A 19,130-nucleotide genomic window follows, 5' to 3' on the forward strand; every position below is an offset into this window, starting at 1 on the left:
TATAAAAGCTCCAACTCTCTTATAAAAGCTCCAACTCTCTTATAAAAGCTCCAACTCTCTTATAAAAGCTCTCAAAAAGTCAAACTCACTATCTAATCCCTTTATTCAGCTCGTCAGCCAATCGCTTTTGGAAAAAATAGATGCATAACCAGATGATCATATATATCGCGATGTAGATTGTGTACATAAGGAGCATGTTTTCAAGGGAATGAAACCAGCCTAAGGAGTATCCGAATATTCCATAGCCTGTTACAAAACCAAAGAATTGGATGCTTGTTTTCGTAAACACCGACAATCGCTCGCTTTCAAATACAAGGGAAACGATTCCGCAAAAGGCACCGTAGGCCATGCTGCCAATGACTTGGGTTCTCAATAACCCCATATCCATTTGGGTCCAGCCGTTAAAACCTGCAATTAAAATGAAGATGAGCAGGGAAAGATTTGCAATCCCAAATCCGATCAATATATTTCTGATTGCTTTAAAAACCAACATAATCATTCACTCCTTCAATAAAGCTTTTTTTAGTTCTTTGGCATATTTTCGGGAAACGATTTCTTTTTCACCATTTTTGAAGACGACGACCAAGCTCCCTCCGAAAGTAGCTTCAAAATATTCCATCCAGGATATGTTTGCCACGCAGTACTTAGAAATTCTCATGAAATTATGTCTAAACCGTTCTGCGAATTGCTTCAAAGTATCTTTATAACGGTATTTCTCCTTATCTCTAAACGCAAAGCATTTATTGTCTTCTGAAAAAACATGAGAAATTTCCTGGGGGTTCACTAGATACACCCGCTCCTCCCGTTGTAAGGGTATGACACCGTTCGCACCCTCTTCAGTTATGATGGACAAAATTTTTTCCACTTTTGTATTCATTTCTTTGATTGAGATTATAATTTCATCTTCTTTGATGTTGGGATCGATATTCACATTAACTTTCACTGCATCAACTCCTTTCACCATGAGTATAATTTCCTGTGATCTTGTTGAAAAGGAGATTTATGGCAAGTGGTCGAAATAGTATTGTAAGATGACAAAAAGGCATATAGAAAGGGGAAAAGGTTTTGAAAGAAAAGATATACATAACTCGTAAGCTTCCCGCTAGTGTCGTAAAGAAACTGGAGGGTGAATTTTATATTGAAATGTGGGGGCAAGAAGAGGAAGCAATTCCAAGGGAAGTGTTGCTTGAGAAAGTAAAGGATGCACAAGCAGTGCTTTGCATGTTGACCGAAACGATAGATGAAGAGGTGCTGGATGCTGCTCCTAATTTAAAAGTGATTAGCAACATGGCAGTTGGCTACAACAATATTGATGTGGAAGCTGCAACCAAGAGACAAATCATTGTTACGAATACGCCGGGGGTTTTAACGGAAACAACAGCAGATTTGACATTTGCCTTGATGATGGCGACAGCAAGGAGGCTAGTTGAAGCTTCCGATTATCTTCGCACAGGAAAATGGGGAACATGGTCACCCATGCAATTGACAGGAATGGATATTCATGGCGCGACATTGGGAATCATCGGTTTTGGCAGAATCGGGCAGGCGGTGGCCAAACGGGCGGCAGGATTCGGAATGAATATTCTATATTACAATCGGTCGCAGAAGCCTGAGGTCGAAAAGGAAACGGGGGCGAGATTCGCAGCGCTAAACGATGTTTTAAGGGAATCGGATTTTATAAGTATTCTGCTGCCATATAGTGAGGAGGTTCACCATCTGATTTCAGACAAAGAACTGCGCCTCATGAAAAAGACAGCTATTCTAATCAATACAGCGCGTGGAGGAATTGTGGATGAAGAAGCACTGTATGATGCACTGAAACATGAAATGATATGGGCTGCAGGACTGGATGTATTTGAGAAAGAACCTATTAATCCACGACACCCGTTGTTGACGCTACCGAATGTAGTAACCTTGCCGCATATCGGGAGTGCCAGTATAGCAACAAGAATGAAGATGGCTGAATTGGCCGTAGATAATGTATATAATGTACTTGTTAGTGCTGGTAGGGTAAAAAGGGTGAACTAGCTGATAAAAAATGTCATCGGCTGTTATTACAGCTAGTGAGCGTGATATAATACGTCAAGAAAGTAAAGTTGGAGGGAACAAAATGAAATACTTTGCTGTTTTTTTACCAATGAAAGATGAAGAAAAAAGCCAACAGCACCGCCCGGCTCACTTGGAATTTTTGGCAAGGATGAAAAAAGAAAAGAAAGTGGCTATGTTTGGCCGCTTCACGGATGGAGCAGGCGGCCTTGTCATTTATCAGGGAGAAAACCTTGAACAAGTTGAATCATGGGTTAAAGAAGATCCTTATGTAGTAAACGATGCAAGAACTTATGAAATCCATGAGTGGGACATGGTGTCCGACTCATAATACAAAAGATAAGCCGAAATTTCACATTGAAATTTCGGCTTTTTAAGGACTGCTTATCAGCCAAAAGGACATAAAGTCAGATAACGCGCATCCTCGTATGGATAAAGCGAATGCCCTGTCGCGGCTGGAGTACTGCAACAGGAAATCGGCTTCTCTGTCGTCTATGCATTTTGGCATAATGTGTTTATCTCTATATGGCCGCTTGTGTTTTTGTTATTTATCTGGCGTTAGGAAATACGCGTTGTACGGTCTGGGTGAATTCATCAAAGAAACCGCCGACTGGACGACCGTTGCGAATATCATTGCCATATCCTCTCATCCGATCGTAAAAGTCCGGGTTCTCTGAAATGTAAACATTGTCAAAGTTATGGTTAGTGTCCCGAACTTTATCTGCAATCTTCTTCTGTACATCTTTGGTCATCTCTTTATTTCCCTGGCCGCTGAGCTTCACTGCAACGTATGCGTTTCGATTAGTTACAAGGACACTTGCATCATCAACCTCTTTCAGGCCGACCACTTTATCCGCAACGTCATCTGCAAGGTCAATGTTACGGTCATCATTGTTGTTGACTGTATCATTGTTGTTGACTGTATCATTGTTGTTGACATTTGTTCCAAGCCCGTCCGTTCTGTTATCGTTGACCGTGCGGCCATCGTTCATGTTATTAGCCCCATCACGGTTATCCGTAGGGTTATAACGGACTCCAAGAGGACGATTATCATCGTTTGTAAAGCGGTCATTATTATTTGCAGTGCCGCAGCCTGCCAATACCACAGATATCAAACCTGTGTAAATAAGCGGTTTGATAAATTTCATTTAGGTAACCTCCTTTTTTTCTTAAATCTTTTTTAATGTTCCAAACGGATCAATTATTATTCGTTTTTTGTTATAATAAATGGATGACAGTTATTACCTTTAATGAAAGAAAGAGTGATTGAATATGCACTGGTGGAAAAAATTTCTTTCAAATTTTTTTTCAGATAAATCAATTGATGAACAAACTGAATGGCATATAGAAAATAACCATAAAAATGAACAGCATGAAATGCAGGAAATGAAAACCCGGATGATTTACCAATATCCCAAAGGAGAGTTTCGTTTTCCATTGATTAAGGATCAGCCTGGTAGTTCAATCCCGGATAAACAGAAGCAACCGATTAAAACGCAGCAAAAAGACGAAAGAAGAAACCATGAAAGAAGAAACCATGAAAAAAGACAAAACAGGCAAGCAGACAGGAGAGATACGGAACAAAGAAGAAGGAAGATTGAGCCAAAAAACAGTCAGCCGTTTGAGCCGACGCACATCCCTTCCCCGGTTTATGGATTTAATCGGCCGATAGAAAGAAAAGTAAATCCAAAATCACATATTCCTGAATTTGAATTAAACGACATCCAATCTAAATTAAGGTTTAAAAAGGTAAAACAGGAAACGGCAAATACTGAGAAGGTTATTGGAAAAGCTGTTTTGGAAGACCAGCCTGTAAAGTCGGAGACAGACAGAACAGTATTTGATTTGGATGAAAAAAATGAACCTGAATCACAAAATAGTGAGTTAGAAATAAAAACATGGAGACAACACCACGAGATAGAGCAAACGAGTGAGGAATCTGAAGGAAAAATACCAGAGATATTACAGACTGGTTCTCACGAAAAAGATGAAACTCCTGATGAGGACAACTTGATTGATCAAACACAGACGGAATTGGCTATAAAAGAATCGGAAGAACAGGTAGAGTCGGCAAAACCAGCTTCGACTGAGGAAATCCGTGAGAAGGAAGAGCAGCTCTCTTCCGAATTAAGAGAAGAACCAGAGGAACCGGCTTTTACCAAAGAATCCGAAAAACCGGAAGAACAGCTGGAAACGGCAAAACCAGCTTCGACTGAGGAAATCCGTGAGAAGGAAGACCAGCCCTCCTCCGAATTAAGAGAAGAACCAGAGGAACCGGCTTTTACCAAAGAATCCGAAAAACTGGAAGAACAGGTAGAGTCGGCAAAACCAGCTTCGACTGAGGAAATCCGTGAGAAGGAAGACCAGCCCTTCTACGAATTAAGAGAAGAACCAGAGGAACCGGCTTTTACCAAAGAATCCGAAAAACCGGAAGAACAGCTGGAAACGGCAAAACCAGCTTCGACTGAGGAAATCCGTGAGAAGGAAGACCAGCCCTCCTCCGAATTAAGAGAAGAACCAGAGGAACCGGCTTTTACCAAAGAATCCGAAAAACTGGAAGAACAGGTAGAGTCGGCAAAACCAGCTTCGACTGAGGAAATCCGTGAGAAGGAAGACCAGCCCTTCTACGAATTAAGAGAAGAACCAGAGGAACCGGCTTTTACCAAAGAATCCGAAAAACCGGAAGAACAGCTGGAAACGGCAAAACCAGCTTCGACTGAGGAAATCCGTGAGAAGGAAGACCAGCCCTCCTCCGAATTAAGAGAAGAACCAGAGGAACCGGCTTTTACCAAAGAATCCGAAAAACTGGAAGAACAGCTGGAAACGGCAAAACCAGCTTCGACTGAGGAAATCCGTGAGAATGAAGAGCAGCTCTCTTCCGAATTAAGAGAAGAACCAGAGGAACCGGCTTTTACCGAAGAATTCGATAAACCGGAAGAACAGGCGGAACCGGCAAAACTGGCTTCGACTGAGGAAATCCGTGAGAAGGAAGAGCAGCTCTCTTCCGAATTAAGAGAAGAACCAGAGGAACCGGCTTTTACCGAAGAATTCGATAAACCGGAAGAACAGGCGGAACCGGCAAAACTGGCTTCGACTGAGGAAATCCGTGAGAAGGAAGAGCAGCTCTCTTCCGAATTAAGAGAAGAACCAGAGGAACCAGCTTTTAACGAAGAATCCGAAAAACTGGAAGAACAGGCGGAACCGGCTTTTACCGAAGAATTCGATAAACCGGAAGAACAGGCGGAAACGGCAAAACCGGCTTCGACCGAGGAAATCCGTGAGAATGAAGAGCAGCTCTCCTCCGAATTAAGAGAAGAACCAGAGGAACCGGCTTTTACCGAAGAATTCGATAAACCGGAAGAACAGGCGGAAACGGCAAAACCGGCTTCGACCGAGGAAATCCGTGAGAATGAAGAGCAGCTCTCCTCCGAATTAAGAGAAGAACCAGAGGAACCGGCTTTTGCCGAAGAATCCGAAAAACCGGAAGAACAGCCGGAAAAGGCAAAACCGGTTTCAGCAGAGGAAGTTCGTGTGACGGAGGAACGGTCCTCATCCGAAGAACTAGAGGAAAAACTTGGAGAACCGGAAAAAGAGAGAATGGCTTTAAAACAATCTAATCTTAACATTGAGCCAGCCTTAATTGATGAAGCGTTAATGAATGCTGAGGGTAAAAAGATTGATGAGACAGTGGTGCGTGACGCTGATTCGTCTATCCCTGAGCTTGAGGCTTTTGAAGAGGCGGCGGCTGCAGCTGCAGTAGAAATGAGCTTGGATCAAGAAGCTGAAGTAGCGGAGCCATCAATGGAAGAACCTGCTAAGGAAAGCTCTGGTAGTAAGCCGAGGTCACACTTGCCATTTAATGTACTGATGCTTACGCAAGACAAGACAAATTGGAAAAAGCAAAATGATAAGGAAAAAATTAAGAGTGAAGCTGTTTCGGCTCCAGTTAAAGAAGTGCAAGAAGTCGAAACATCCGTCACGGAAACTGTGCATTATACATTTCCAGACCTGTCGCTTCTTAAGCCACCCGTTTTTAAAGAGGAAAACACAGAATGGTTAAATGAACAAGCGAGCCTTCTTGATGAAACAATGGAAAACTTTAATGTGAAAGCAAGGGTTGTCAGAGCAAGCCAGGGTCCTTCTGTCACAAGGTTTGAAGTGCAGCCGGATAAAGGTGTCAAAGTCAATAAAATCACCAATCTGAGCAACGATATCAAACTGAGTATGGCAGCGCGCGACATTCGAATGGAAGCTCCAATCCCTGGGACTCGTTCAATTGGAATCGAGCTGCCAAATAAGGAAAGTCGCCCGGTTCAAATAAGTGAAATTATTGGTGAATCAGCCTTTCAAAGTGCAGACTCTCCTTTGACTGCCGCCCTTGGGCTCGACATCTCAGGAGAGCCGGTTGTGACGGATTTGCGGAAAATGCCTCATGGTTTGATTGCAGGGGCTACCGGATCGGGTAAAAGTGTCTGCATCAACTCTATTCTTGTCAGCTTGCTCTATAAAGCAAGACCTGATGAGCTGAAGTTAATGCTCATTGACCCGAAAATGGTTGAACTTGCTCCGTACAATCATATTCCACACCTAGTCAGTCCGGTCATAACGGATGTAAAAGCGGCGACTGCCGCTTTAAAATGGGCAGTGGATGAAATGGAGCGGCGTTACGAACTTTTTGTTCATGCTGGTGTCCGTGATATTGGACGTTTCAATGAGTTAGCTGAAACAAAAGGGCAGAAAAGCGAACACCTACCCTATATCGTGATCATTATTGATGAACTTGCTGACTTGATGATGGTGGCACCTGCTGAAGTAGAGGAGTCCATTTGTAGGATTGCCCAAAAAGCAAGAGCATGCGGTATCCATTTACTCATTGCGACACAACGGCCTTCCGTTGATGTGATTACCGGGCTGATCAAAGCGAACGTACCGACACGAATCGCTTTTGCGGTTTCTTCTCAAGTGGACTCGAGGACAGTTATTGATGTAAGTGGTGCTGAAAAATTGCTCGGACGCGGGGATATGCTGTTTTTAAATAACGGGTCAGTCAAGCCTGTAAGGCTCCAAGGAACGTTCGTGTCAGATGAGGAAATTGATCGGGTCATCGATCATGTACGTGATCAAGGAAAGCCGAATTACATCTTCCAACAGGATGAGCTTTTGAAAAAGGCTGAAATCCAGGAAAACGAAGATGAACTTTTATTGGATGCATGCCAATTTGTAGTAAAACAAGGAAATGCTTCCACATCCTTATTACAGAGACAATTTAGAATTGGATATAACCGTGCTGCTAGATTGATGGAGATGATGGAAGACCAGGGAGTCATTTCCGGGGCAAAGGGAAGCAAACCCCGGGACGTGCTCATTAAAGAGGCGGAGCTTGATTTATTGAAAGATTCCCTAGTACATTAGATGATAAAATGTTATTCTATTTGTTAATGGGGAACAAAGGCTTCCCCTTTTTTATTGGAGATTAATGTAGCACAAGGAGTATCCGACATGAAGGAAATTGAACTGAAGCTTCAGGGCAAAATAAAGAGGTTAACTAATAAAACATTTAAATTCGATGAGCGTGTAAAAGACGGCTGGTTTTCAGCTGTATATTTTTTGAAAACAAGAGAAATCGCAAAGCGTTATAAAGAAGATAACATCGTGACCATGCAATTTTTTCAAAGGAAAGATGCTGTTCTATGCGGTACAGATGAGGCGATCGCCCTTTTGAAAAATTTTGCAAAAGATCCGGAAACACTGGAAATCTATTCCCTGAAAGATGGGGATAAAATTACCTCGTTTGAAACAGTTCTCACCGTTACAGGACCTTATCAGAACTTCGGATACCTTGAGGGAATCATTGATGGAATCCTCTCAAGGCGTACATCCGTAGCGACAAATGTCTATAATGTTTCGAAAGCGGCAGCGTTATCTGGAGAACAGAAGCCGGTGATTTTTATGGGAGACCGTGATGATCACTTTACACAACAGGCTGGTGACGGATATGCAGCATATATTGGAGGTTCTACAGCACAAGCAACACCTGCAATGAACGAATGGTGGGGAAAGAAAGGCATAGGCACGATGCCTCATGCGATGATTCAACTGTTCAATGGTGATATTGTGGAAGCGACTAAAGCCTACCATACGACTTTTCCAGAAGATGAACTGGTATCTCTGGTCGATTATAATAATGACGTGATCACCGATTCTTTGAAGCTGGCTCGCGAATTCGGTTCAGAATTGAAAGGGGTCCGGGTGGATACATCAAGAACTATGATTGATAAGTACTTTCTTAGAAATCAACATTTGCTCGGCACCTTTGATCCCCGCGGAGTAAACGCAAACCTCATTTTTGCCTTGAGGGAAGCTTTGGATCACGAAGATTTCCAACATGTCAAAATTGTTGTTTCAGGCGGATTTAATGTGGAAAGAATTACTGAATTTGAAAAAATGGGTGTCCCGGTAGATATGTATGGGATTGGAAGTAGCTTGCTGAAAATCAATATCGGTTTCACCGGGGATTGTGTACTATTGAACGGGGAACATTCTGCCAAAGCGGGGAGAAGATATCGTCCTAACCCGCGTCTTGAAAAGGTGGATTGAAGAATTGTTTTTTGTAAAAGGAAGAATGAATAGTAACTGTTTCAGTTCAATGATATAATGGCATAATAATAAAACTATCTGTAATGCTTACATATGGGCACAGCCGGCAGTTCATAATAAGAGGACTAAGGCTTATTGGCGTTTGAGCAAAATTCAATTTTTTTCATATAATACATACAGATAGACGATCGCTGGAGGTTCTGTTATGACTGTATACCATTTCGTCGGTATCAAAGGCACCGGAATGAGCGCTCTCGCGCAAATTCTTCATAATTCGGGGTATAAGGTGCAGGGGTCCGACGTGGAAAAATATTTCTTCACCCAAGAAGCGCTTGATGATTTGAAAATAAAAATTTTACCATTTAATCGTGAAAATATAAAACCTGGAATGACTATAATTGCCGGTAATGCTTTTTCGGATGCTCACGAAGAAATCGAAGAAGCATTAAAGCAGGGAATTGAAGTCATCCGCTACCACACATTTTTAGGGGAACACATGAAAAAATTTACAAGCATCGGAGTTACGGGGTCGCATGGAAAAACGTCGACAACCGGACTGCTTGCCCATGTTATGAAAGGGGCTAAGCCCACTTCATTCCTAATTGGTGATGGTACTGGAAAAGGTGAAAAGGATGCAGCTTATTTTGTATTTGAAGCATGCGAATACCGCAGACACTTTTTATCATATCACCCGGACTACGCTATTATGACAAATATTGACTTTGATCATCCTGACTACTTTGCCAATGTGGATGATGTGTTCCAAGCATTTCAGGAGATGGCACTCCAGGTCAATAAGGCGATCATCGCTTTTGGTGATGATGAACAGTTGCAAAAAATCCAGGCGGGCGTTCCAGTCCTTTTCTACGGATTTGGTGAAGGGAATGATTTCCAGGCCCGTAATATTGAAAAGTCAACATCTGGAACGAAATTTGATGTCTTTGTACGTAATCATTTTTACGCCTCTTTTGAAATTCCGACCTACGGAGATCATAATATTTTAAATGCGCTCTCCGTTATCGCCCTATGTCACTATGAAGAATTAGACACAAAGGTCCTGCAGCAGCAATTATTGACATTTAATGGTGTGAAGCGCCGGTTTACTGAGAAACGGCTAGGCAATCAAATCCTTATCGACGACTATGCTCATCATCCTGTTGAAATCAAAGCGACAATTAATGCAGCAAGGCAGAAATATCCAGATCGTCCAATTGTCGCTGTGTTCCAGCCCCATACTTTTACAAGGACTCGGACGTTTTTACAAGAATTTGGTGAAAGTTTAGGCGAGGCGAATAAAGTATACTTATGTGACATTTTTGGTTCGGCCCGTGAAAATCATGGGGAACTGACGATTGAGGATCTAAAAGACAAAATCGAGGGAGCCGAAATCCTGAAGGAAGAAGACACATCCCCTCTTTTGATGACCGACGATTCCGTCCTGATTTTCATGGGAGCGGGAGATATACAGAAATTTCAAATCGCTTACGAAAACCTGTTGCAGCAACAACTGAAAAAAGCGCAATAATAAACAGGAATTTGTCATTGGCGAAGAGAAAAAGAAGGTGTGTTTCCTGCATCTTCTTTTTTAAATCGAAAAAATGAAGATTTTGTGTTTTTTTAGGAAAAATAAAGGGAAAATAGAGTAGAGGAAAGAAGATGTTTACTGGCTGTTTAATTTATAATAAACAGGGTAGAGTTGTTGTATACAGGAGGTGTGGAACTGATGAAAATTATTCTTTACTTAAGTGTTGCTTTAATAGCAATTGCATTCCTGATTCTCGTAATCAGCTTGACAAAAACATTAAAAGCAGTGAAAGGGACATTGGAAAGTGTATCTGAAACGTTGGTTGGTCTTGAAGGTCAACTAAAAGGGGTTACAAGTGAAACAACGGAACTTCTACATAAAACCAATGCTCTTGCGGAAGATATCCAGAAAAAAGCAGAGAAGGTTGAAACAGTGGTTGATGGCATACAGGGTGTCGGACATGCCGTCCAAGGTGTAGGAAATACAGTTTCAGATTTAAATACTTCTTTACAAAAGGTAACAAGATCCGTGTCATCCGCCGTTGTCAATAATGAAGATAAAATCGTTCAAATTGTTCAATGGGGTACTGCTTTGAAAGAGCTGAAAGACAAATGGTCAGATAAGAAGAAAGCGAAGGACAAAAAGAAGGGCAGCCAATCAGAGGTTGTTATTCATACTCAACAGTTGGAAGGCGGAAGAGGTTAAGGCGAGTTTAATCTATTAAGGAGGATGAAAAAAGTATGAGCAATCAAGATAATGGTACTGGTAATTTTCTGACGGGAATATTAGTGGGAAGCATTGTAGGAGCCGCTACGGCTTTATTGGTCACTCCGAAATCCGGCAGGGAGCTGCGTAGTGATTTATGCGATCAGATCGATGTTCTTAGAGAGAAATCCGGTGAATGGAAAGAAACAGTCATGGACAAAGGTTCAGATTTTACATCCACCGCAATGGAAAAAACAAGCCAAATTCGCCAATCGGCAATGGAGAAGGGCAGCAGCTTGGCCGAAACAGTCAAAGATAAAGCTGATCAATTTCGCAATACGACTAAAACAGCAATTGATGAAGTAGCCGAGAATGTAAACAAAAGTGCAGATGATGTACAAGATACTATACAGAAGACGGTTGACTTGACTGCAGACCATACCAAATAGCTGATAAAGCCCAGTCAGAAACTTTGCAAGCAGATGAGGAAGCACCTCAAAAAGCGGAGTAAATGGCGGATCAAGTGAATAATCCAATGAATCCATAAAAAATGGGCGGCTAACTTCTAGGCCGCCCGTTTTTTATGAAATTTTCTTGACGAGAAGGACAATAGGTTTGCAAGAAAGTGGTACTCTGGCGTATGATTATGAGAGAATGGAAAATTATAATTAATATAGTGAAACTAAAATGACCATATGGGCGTAGTTGTATACAGGAGAGTGATGAGGATGAATATTACGATATATGATGTGGCGCGCGAAGCGAATGTATCTATGGCCACTGTATCGAGAGTGGTAAACGGTAATCCAAACGTAAAACCTGCCACTCGAAAAAAAGTGCTTGAAGTGATTGAAAGGCTGGAATATCGGCCAAATGCGGTTGCACGGGGTCTTGCCAGCAAAAAAACAACAACTGTAGGGGTAATCATACCTGATATTGCGAATATTTTCTATGCGGAGCTTGCCCGTGGGATCGAAGATATTGCTACGATGTATAAATACAATATCATCTTGAGCAACTCTGACCAAAATGTGAACAAAGAGCTTCACCTCTTGAACACGATGCTCGGCAAACAGGTAGACGGCCTCATCGTCATGAGCCAAAATATTACTGATGATTTTGTACAGGAACTGAAGCGTTCTCCTGTACCGATTGTTTTGGCAGGCTCAATGGAAGCTTCCGCTACCATTCCATCTGTCAATATCGATTATCGTCAGGCAACATTTGATGCGACGAATTATTTTATTGAAAATGGCCATAAAAAAATCGCTTTTGCGATGGGGCCGATGCGTGATTTAATCAACCACGGAGAAAAACTTGTCGGTTATAAGCAGGCACTGGAAGAAGCCGGCATAGAATTCCGGGAAGATTACGTCATTGAAGGTGAATATACGTACGAATCAGGTCTTGAAGGCTGGAAAAAATTAAAAGAACTTGATGATCGGCCGACAGCCATCGTATCAGGCGATGATGAAATGGCGCTTGGTGTTATGCATGGTGCTCAGGATGATGGATTATCAGTTCCGAATGACATTGAAGTCATCACATCAGACAACACGAAGCTGGCGCTTATGGTACGTCCTCAATTGAGTTCAATTGTTCAGCCGCTTTATGACATTGGAGCGGTTTCAATGAGGCTGTTAACTAAATATATGAACAAAGAAAAGGTTCAGGAGAACGTTGTCGTTCTTCCACATCGGATTGAGCTCAGAGGCTCAACCAAATAATTAAATTAGTCCGGACAGGCTCTTCAGCTGTCCGGATTTTTGATGATTAGCTTCGAAGAGCAAAAAAATAATACCTGCCGACGATTGATCTTTCAACGACGGAGAGATAAGAAGAGAAGAACTAGCGTTTATGGTTATGATATATCGCTTGTTCTTTTTTTATTTTTTAAAATTTAAAAAAACACTTGATTCTAACGTTACGTTAAGATGTAAAGTAAGAGTAGTAAATGGAACGGGGGTAATCAGATTGAAAAAGTATTATTCCATTGGTGAGTTTTCTAAGCTAACTGGAGCTACGCAAAGGGCGCTTAGATATTATGATGAAAAAAATTTATTAAAACCAAGTAGAGTTTCCGAAACTGGTAGACGGTATTATGAAGATAAAGATATGATACCTCTTCAACAGATTATTTCGTTAAAATATTTAGGGTTTACTCTTGAGGACATTGAACCTTTATTAAAGGATGAAAAAGGAAATTTGCAGGATTCATTAAAGTTCCAAAAAAAGCTTATGATTCAAAAACAAGAGCATCTGAACCAAGTCATCAAAGCATTGGATCATGCGATTGAAATTACCGAAGAAGGTGAAATGAGTTCGCCGGTTTTACATTATCTCATCCATAGTATTTTGAATGAAAGGGAACAATTTGATTGGCTGAGAGATTATTTACCAAATCAAATAGTCGATCATGTAATGGAAGTGTACGAAGAAAATGGGCTTGAAATCAACAAACGATCTACAATGGCCATTCAAAAGATCAAAAATTTAATTCATACTTGCGAGCTAGATGACCCAGAGCTGCAAGCGAATATCCACGAACTGGTTACTATTGTCTTTGATTTACTCGGAAAAGATTTTGATTACGAGAAACTTGAGTCAATTCCCGTCGAGGATTATTTACCCTTCTTCACATCACCATTTACCGAACAAGAAGAACGATACCTTCAAAAGGCCATGGAGATATATTTGGAGCAAAGGATGAATTAAATGGAGACAACGCATAAAAAATCAGGATCTAGCTTTATTCAACTCATAAAAATTGGTAAACCGGCGATTGGGGTACTTGGCTTTGCCATTCTATTAAGTCTTCTTGAAACGGGCGCCAGTTTAATTGTACCGTTATTCACCAAAAACTTAGTGGATCAGGTCGCTAAGTCTGGGATAGAAATGAGTTTAATTCTTCTCTTATTGGGTGCATTTATTATCCAAACGATTTCCGGGGGAGTTTCTTTTTATTTAATGTCCTATATCGGTGAACAGTTTGTTTCTAATATAAGAAAAAGACTTTGGGACCATATACTTGAACTGCCAATTCCGTATTTTGATAAACACCAATCAGGCGAAACAATGAGCCGTGTTACCCAGGATACGAACACAGTCAAAATGCTCATTACCAACCACCTTGTCTCATCAGTGTCAGGAATTGTCTCTATTATTGGGGCCTTAATCATTTTAATTATGATTGATTGGAAAATGACTTTGATCATGCTTTGCTCCATTCCTATATCTATGATTGTATTGTTTCCTTTAGGAAGGAAGGTTTACTCAATCTCGAAACAAACCCAGGATGAACTGGCTTCATTCAATGCACATCTTGGGCGTGTCCTTAGTGATATCAGATTAGTGAAATCTTATAATGGACAATTGCTGGAAAGAAAAAAAGGCTATAAAGGTATTCAGGAGTTATTCCGTTTTGGTTTAAAGGAAGCGAAAATTCAAGCGATTGTTTCCCCCTTCATGACGACCATCTTAATGGTTGTGCTGGTTATTTTGATTGGATATGGGGGAGCACGTGTGGCATCAGGAGATCTGACTGCGGGCTCTCTTGTTGCTATCATCATCTACATGTTTCAGATTGTTATTCCTTTTAGCCAGCTTGCCACGTTTTTTACAAACTATCAAAAAGCTATGGGAGCAACAGAGCGAATCCAAGACCTTTTAAATTTGTCTATTGAAAGAGACCATAATCAAGGGAAAACAAATCACGAAGAAACGATTATATTTGATCGTATAAGCTTCGGATATGAAAGTGGAAAAACAATATTGAAGGATCTGAGCTTTCAGATTGAGCCCGGGCAAACAGTTGCTTTCGTGGGGCCGAGCGGCTCAGGGAAAACAACGATCTTTTCCTTGATTGAGCGGTTCTATGAACCTCAACATGGAAGTATTAATATTGGGAATATGGATATACAAAAACTTCAGCTAACAAACTGGCGTGAGAAAATCGGTTATGTGTCACAAGAAAGTCCGATTATGTCGGGAACTATTAAAGATAATATTTGCTATGGTCTCCAAAAATCCGTTGATGAAGCGGAAATTCGTCAAGCGGCTGAGTTGGCTAATGCTGCAGGATTCATAGAAAATCTGCCAAATCAATATGATACAGAGGTTGGAGAACGCGGAATGAAGTTATCTGGCGGACAACGGCAAAGAATTGCGATTGCTCGTGCCTTGCTGCGCAATCCTAAAATTTTGCTGCTGGATGAAGCGACCTCCAATTTGGATAGTGAATCAGAAGGACTTGTTCAGAGTGCTTTACAGCATTTAATGGCTGGTCGAACAACACTTATTATTGCTCATCGCCTATCCACAATATTGGAGGCGGATCAAATCATTGTTATTGAAGATGGGACCGTATCTGGAGCCGGAACACATAGACAATTAATGGAGTCTCACACTTTGTACCAAAAGCTTGTCCAGCAACAAATGAAAACTCAAGCGGCAATGTAGGGGGACCTTGAAAAAATGCCCCCACGCCGAATCGCTGGTTTTATCCGAATATCAAAAGCGCTGATGACTTATCTTAAAAGTCTTCAGCGCTTTTTCGGAAAGATGAGGAGGAAGGGGATTTAATTCCCCTCATTTTCGTTGTTTTGTTTCTCTTGCTCTTTTTTCTTTTCCTCTTCCTGACGTTTCTTTTCTTCCTCAAGTCGTCTTTGTTCTTCTTCCTGTTTTTTCCTTTGTTCTTCCAATTGCTTCTGTTCTTCTTGCTTCTTCTTTTGTTCCTCCAGCCTCTTCTGTTTCTCTTCTTGTCGTTTCTTTTCTTCCTCTTGCTTTTTCCTCTGTTCTTCCTGTTTCTTTTTCTCTGCTGTGGCTTTCTCTTTCTCAGCGTTTATCTTTTCCTTTTCAGCCTGCTGTTTCTTTTCTTTTTCCTTTTTATCGGCAGTAGCGGATGTTTCCATCACTTCTTTATCTTTCTTCGTTTCTTTTTTTGCAACAGTATTATTTGAGTGAGCCGATTCCCGTCCGGCAATGTCTACCGCAACGACGTAGTACGATCCTTTTCCAACTTTTTTGGAGAGTGGTCCGTCTGATGTGACGGAAGCAATCTTCTTGCCGGATTGAGAATACACACGGTATCCGACTACATCGTAGCTTGGAGAAGGCGTCCATGAAATTGTGCCACCTGAAATGGAGACCTTTACGCCTGCAGGTGCTTTTCCGTCATCATGGAGAACAGCGCCGGCAGCAAGCAGGTTTTTCCAGCGTTCGTCATTCGGTGGGATCAGATAGGAAGGATCAATCGATCTTCCAAGTGAGATCCGCTTGATGAAGTTCGGACTGAGCATTCCGCCTGGTTTGGTAAACTCATCAGGCGTTTCCGGAAGAGCCATATATTTCCTGCCTCCTGCTGTAACGTAGCGTCCGTTGCCCAGACTGTCATCTACCGCTGTTGGTACATATTTTGCATTATAAATATCGGATTTTACAAGACCGAGATTCGAACATGCTTTTGATGGAAGCAGTCCCGATATTGCACAGTACGAACGGCTGACAATGCCTCCTGGCATTTTGAATCTGTTGTCCGTCTTAATTAGGTCAGGAGCCACATCATAGGCGCCGTTGATCAGTCTGGCCCAAATTCCGTAATTACGCATGCTCTCACTTCCGTCACTGGAAAGAGGTGACGGCTCATCATAACCAATCCATGTACCGAAGGTTACTTTAGGATTTGAGCCGATCAGCCAAGAATCATTCGGTCCGTTTGTCGTACCTGTTTTTCCTGCCCAGTCGGAAGAGAACTTCAGCATTCCTGGAACGGCAGACGCAGTTCCGTATCTGAACACGTCCCTCATCATATCGGTCATTAAATAAGCTGTCTGAGGGCTGAAGACATCTACTGGTTTCACTTTATGCTCATAAACGATTTTTCCGTCAGCATCCGTAATTTTGTCGATCATGTAAGCATCGACAAATTTACCACCGTTGGCGAATGTAGTATAAGCATTTGTGTTTTCTTCAACAGAGATCCCTTTCTGAACCCCACCAAGCGCGGCAGCATAGGTGGTTTTATCGGTATCTGTTAAAGTGGAGATGCCCATTTTCTCCACATATTTATAAGGTTTTTTATCGATTGTTTTTAAATACGTATAGATTGCTGACGCATTATGTGATTTGGCTAGAGCTTCCCTGGAGGAGACAAGTCCATAAAAGCGGCCGCTATAGTTTCTGAACGTTTTCCCGCCAGCGGAAATTGGGATATCCGCCACGACAGCACCTGGTGCACTTAAACCCATTTCCATCGCTGGTGCATAGACAAGCAGCGGCTTCATCGTTGAGCCATTTTGACGCTTAGCCTGGGTTGCATGGTTTTGTGCTTCCAATTTATAATCGCGGCCTCCAACAAAACTTAAAATCTTTCCGGTTTTATTTTCAATCAAAATGGCCCCGATTTGAACAGGTTCAATTTTTTCCTCCATTTTTCCTGTTTCTTTATTTTTTACTTGTGTAACCTTTGTATATCCGTAATTTTGATACTCGTCTTTTACTTTTTGAAATTTGTCGTATATCTCTTTATTGATGGTTGAGTGGATGTGATATCCACTTTGTCTGATATCCCGTCTTGCGAGCTTTTCATACTTTTCCTTAAGCCTTCCACCGTTTTTCTCAAGATCTTTTTTGCTGTGACCGTCCTTTTTGGCAAGAACTTCTGTCAAGACCTCAATACCACGTTCTTCAATCTCAGTTGTAAGGTATGGGTACTTTTCGAATATCCTTGGCTGCGGTTTGATAAAATCGGTCACAATATCATACTTTAAGGCCTTGTCATATTCCTCTTTCGTAATATAATCTTCGGTGTACATCCTATATAAGACCGTCTTCATCCGGTTCAGCCCTGGCTCAAGCTGACTTTCTTCTTTAATTCCGCCTCCTTGGGCAAACGGGGTGTACATGAAAGGGCTTTGCGGCAAGCCTGCTATAAAAGCGGCTTGAGGCAAGTTAAGATCTTTCGCATCAACTCCAAAAATGCCTCTGGCGGCAGCCTGGACTCCTCCGATGTTTTGACCCGATGAGTTACGCCCAAACGTTGTCACATTCAGATACGCTTCTAAAATTTCATCTTTTTCTAGAAGCTTTTCAAGCCTTAACGCAAGTAAAATTTCCTTTGCTTTACGGTCAAATGAAACTTCATTCGTTAAAATCTGATTTTTGATCAATTGCTGTGTCAGCGTGCTCCCGCCTGATTGGACAGCTGAGTTTGTCAATTCTTGATAAACAGCCCTCATCAAAGCTTTTGGGACAACACCGCCATGTTCATAAAAATACTCATCTTCTGTGGCAATTACAGCTTTTTTCACATAATCAGAAACATCCTTTATCTTGACTTCTTCTCTGTCAATGTCCGACTGGAGTTTTCCAAGGTACACATTATTGGCAAAATAAAGCTTGGATGTTTCCTCATATTGAAAAATATCGTCTTTCATGTTTGCAGCAGGGCGAACTTTTTCCTCTTTTACAAGGGAGGCAAAATATCCCGCGCCTACTCCTCCTGCAAAAACGCCTCCAAGGAAAAAGAGAATCACTGTTAGAAGAATAATGTTCCATACAACTCCATAAGTGATTCTAGCTTTTTTTCTAACATCTTTAGAGTCTAAAGTGTCTAACCCGTTAGAAAATTGCCTGGCACGCTCCCGCAGTTTACTGATAAAATTATGCATAATAAAAAATACCTCCTGGAAATCATCACTATTATAGCATAAGGAAGTTCTTTTTTCGGAGGAATTTGACAATCCCAATTAAAATGGTTACAATACCTTTTATCATTTCCCGACGGAGACTCCCACTTCAAGGAATGTGAAGGGCGTAGCCCATGAGTAAGCGGGAGATGAATATCGGTTGTCGATAGCCAAAATGTGTTGTATACTGGATGTAGAACGAATTCAAGCGTGGTTGCTTGTTGCATAAATAGAACTTGTCGGGTGGCTGTCGTTCGCCTATACCTTTCAAAAGTCGTAAAAAGGATAAACCATCAAACCTGTGGCACGAAAACCAAGTGTCAAATAGTAAACAAGACTGCAATGTCATACGAAACTCGTATCAACCGTAGGGACTACGGGGGTAGCCTTCTAAATAACTAGCGGTTACGCTGGTGTTCGTAGGAATCCCGCACTTCAAGCGTTAGCTAAGTGAGGGTGGTTCAAAATCTTAAATATAAGCAAAGAACGGGCTGAGTAGTCGAGCTGTCCCTGTATGTAAGAGAGCCGGTGGTTGGTGCAAACCGGTACAAACAGAATTCGGCGAATTACTT

The 19,130-nt window shown here is 41.6% G+C and carries 14 protein-coding genes and 1 other annotated feature (1 of these 15 running past the window's edge); of the genes, 10 read left to right on the top strand and 4 right to left on the bottom strand.

Translation table 11 applies throughout. The annotated features are described in order from the left end of the window. Positions 1 to 88: 88 nt before the first annotated feature. Together D5F11_RS06060 and D5F11_RS06065 are read right to left on the bottom strand one after the other, a co-directional pair. Positions 89 to 493, bottom strand: a complete 405-nt coding sequence (locus D5F11_RS06060; RefSeq protein ID WP_185830527.1) for a DUF3021 domain-containing protein — start codon at positions 491 to 493, stop codon at positions 89 to 91. Between the two features lie 6 nt (positions 494 to 499). After that, on the bottom strand, positions 500 to 964 hold the full coding sequence (locus D5F11_RS06065) for a LytTR family DNA-binding domain-containing protein (protein WP_120119591.1): 465 nt from the start codon (positions 962 to 964) through the stop codon (positions 500 to 502). A gap of 101 nt (positions 965 to 1,065) precedes the next feature. Here D5F11_RS06065 and D5F11_RS06070 point away from each other — a divergent pair, with 101 nt between their 5' ends. After that, on the top strand, positions 1,066 to 2,028 hold the full coding sequence (locus tag D5F11_RS06070; protein WP_120119592.1) for a 2-hydroxyacid dehydrogenase: 963 nt from the start codon (positions 1,066 to 1,068) through the stop codon (positions 2,026 to 2,028). Between the two features lie 82 nt (positions 2,029 to 2,110). Next, the gene (locus D5F11_RS06075; protein WP_120119593.1) at positions 2,111 to 2,377 is read left to right on the top strand and encodes a YciI family protein; all 267 of its coding nucleotides are present in this window, start codon (positions 2,111 to 2,113) and stop codon (positions 2,375 to 2,377) included. Between the two features lie 217 nt (positions 2,378 to 2,594). Here D5F11_RS06075 and D5F11_RS06080 read toward each other — a convergent pair whose 3' ends face one another. After that, the gene (locus tag D5F11_RS06080) at positions 2,595 to 3,194 is read right to left on the bottom strand and encodes a YhcN/YlaJ family sporulation lipoprotein (RefSeq protein ID WP_120119594.1); all 600 of its coding nucleotides are present in this window, start codon (positions 3,192 to 3,194) and stop codon (positions 2,595 to 2,597) included. A 124-nt stretch (positions 3,195 to 3,318) separates the two neighbouring features. On the opposite strand from D5F11_RS06080, the gene D5F11_RS06085 reads away from it, so the two are divergent. The 8 genes from D5F11_RS06085 to D5F11_RS06120 all read left to right on the top strand — a co-directional run bounded on the left by D5F11_RS06085 (position 3,319) and on the right by D5F11_RS06120 (position 15,331). After that, the gene (locus D5F11_RS06085; protein ID WP_126646510.1) at positions 3,319 to 7,458 is read left to right on the top strand and encodes a DNA translocase FtsK; all 4,140 of its coding nucleotides are present in this window, start codon (positions 3,319 to 3,321) and stop codon (positions 7,456 to 7,458) included. 87 nt (positions 7,459 to 7,545) lie between these two features. Then, positions 7,546 to 8,643, top strand: coding sequence for a nicotinate phosphoribosyltransferase (locus D5F11_RS06090; RefSeq protein WP_120115508.1), 1,098 nt, complete (start codon positions 7,546 to 7,548; stop codon positions 8,641 to 8,643). A 205-nt stretch (positions 8,644 to 8,848) separates the two neighbouring features. Beyond that, positions 8,849 to 10,168: a UDP-N-acetylmuramate--L-alanine ligase gene (gene murC / locus D5F11_RS06095; RefSeq protein WP_120115507.1), complete on the top strand. Its 1,320-nt coding sequence runs from the start codon at positions 8,849 to 8,851 to the stop codon at positions 10,166 to 10,168. A 198-nt stretch (positions 10,169 to 10,366) separates the two neighbouring features. Beyond that, on the top strand, positions 10,367 to 10,873 hold the full coding sequence (locus D5F11_RS06100) for a DUF948 domain-containing protein (protein WP_120115506.1): 507 nt from the start codon (positions 10,367 to 10,369) through the stop codon (positions 10,871 to 10,873). A 35-nt stretch (positions 10,874 to 10,908) separates the two neighbouring features. Further along, on the top strand, positions 10,909 to 11,322 hold the full coding sequence (locus D5F11_RS06105; protein WP_120115505.1) for a YtxH domain-containing protein: 414 nt from the start codon (positions 10,909 to 10,911) through the stop codon (positions 11,320 to 11,322). Positions 11,323 to 11,601: 279 nt separating this feature from the next. Beyond that, the gene (ccpA, locus tag D5F11_RS06110; protein ID WP_120115504.1) at positions 11,602 to 12,600 is read left to right on the top strand and encodes a catabolite control protein A; all 999 of its coding nucleotides are present in this window, start codon (positions 11,602 to 11,604) and stop codon (positions 12,598 to 12,600) included. A 247-nt stretch (positions 12,601 to 12,847) separates the two neighbouring features. Then, positions 12,848 to 13,588 (top strand): MerR family transcriptional regulator, encoded by a 741-nt coding sequence (locus tag D5F11_RS06115; RefSeq protein WP_185830528.1) that lies wholly within the window; start codon positions 12,848 to 12,850, stop codon positions 13,586 to 13,588. Next, positions 13,589 to 15,331, top strand: a complete 1,743-nt coding sequence (locus tag D5F11_RS06120) for an ABC transporter ATP-binding protein (RefSeq protein WP_120115502.1) — start codon at positions 13,589 to 13,591, stop codon at positions 15,329 to 15,331. A gap of 119 nt (positions 15,332 to 15,450) precedes the next feature. Here the strand turns inward: D5F11_RS06120 and D5F11_RS06125 are convergent, their stop codons facing one another. After that, complete coding sequence (locus D5F11_RS06125; protein WP_120115501.1) at positions 15,451 to 18,540, bottom strand: transglycosylase domain-containing protein; 3,090 nt, start codon at positions 18,538 to 18,540, stop codon at positions 15,451 to 15,453. A 491-nt stretch (positions 18,541 to 19,031) separates the two neighbouring features. After that, positions 19,032 to 19,130 (top strand) — a binding site (T-box leader); it runs 121 nt beyond the window's last position.

The sequence above is a fragment of the Siminovitchia terrae genome (genome assembly GCF_003605405.2).
Classification (GTDB): Bacteria; Bacillota; Bacilli; order Bacillales; family Bacillaceae_C; genus Siminovitchia; species Siminovitchia terrae.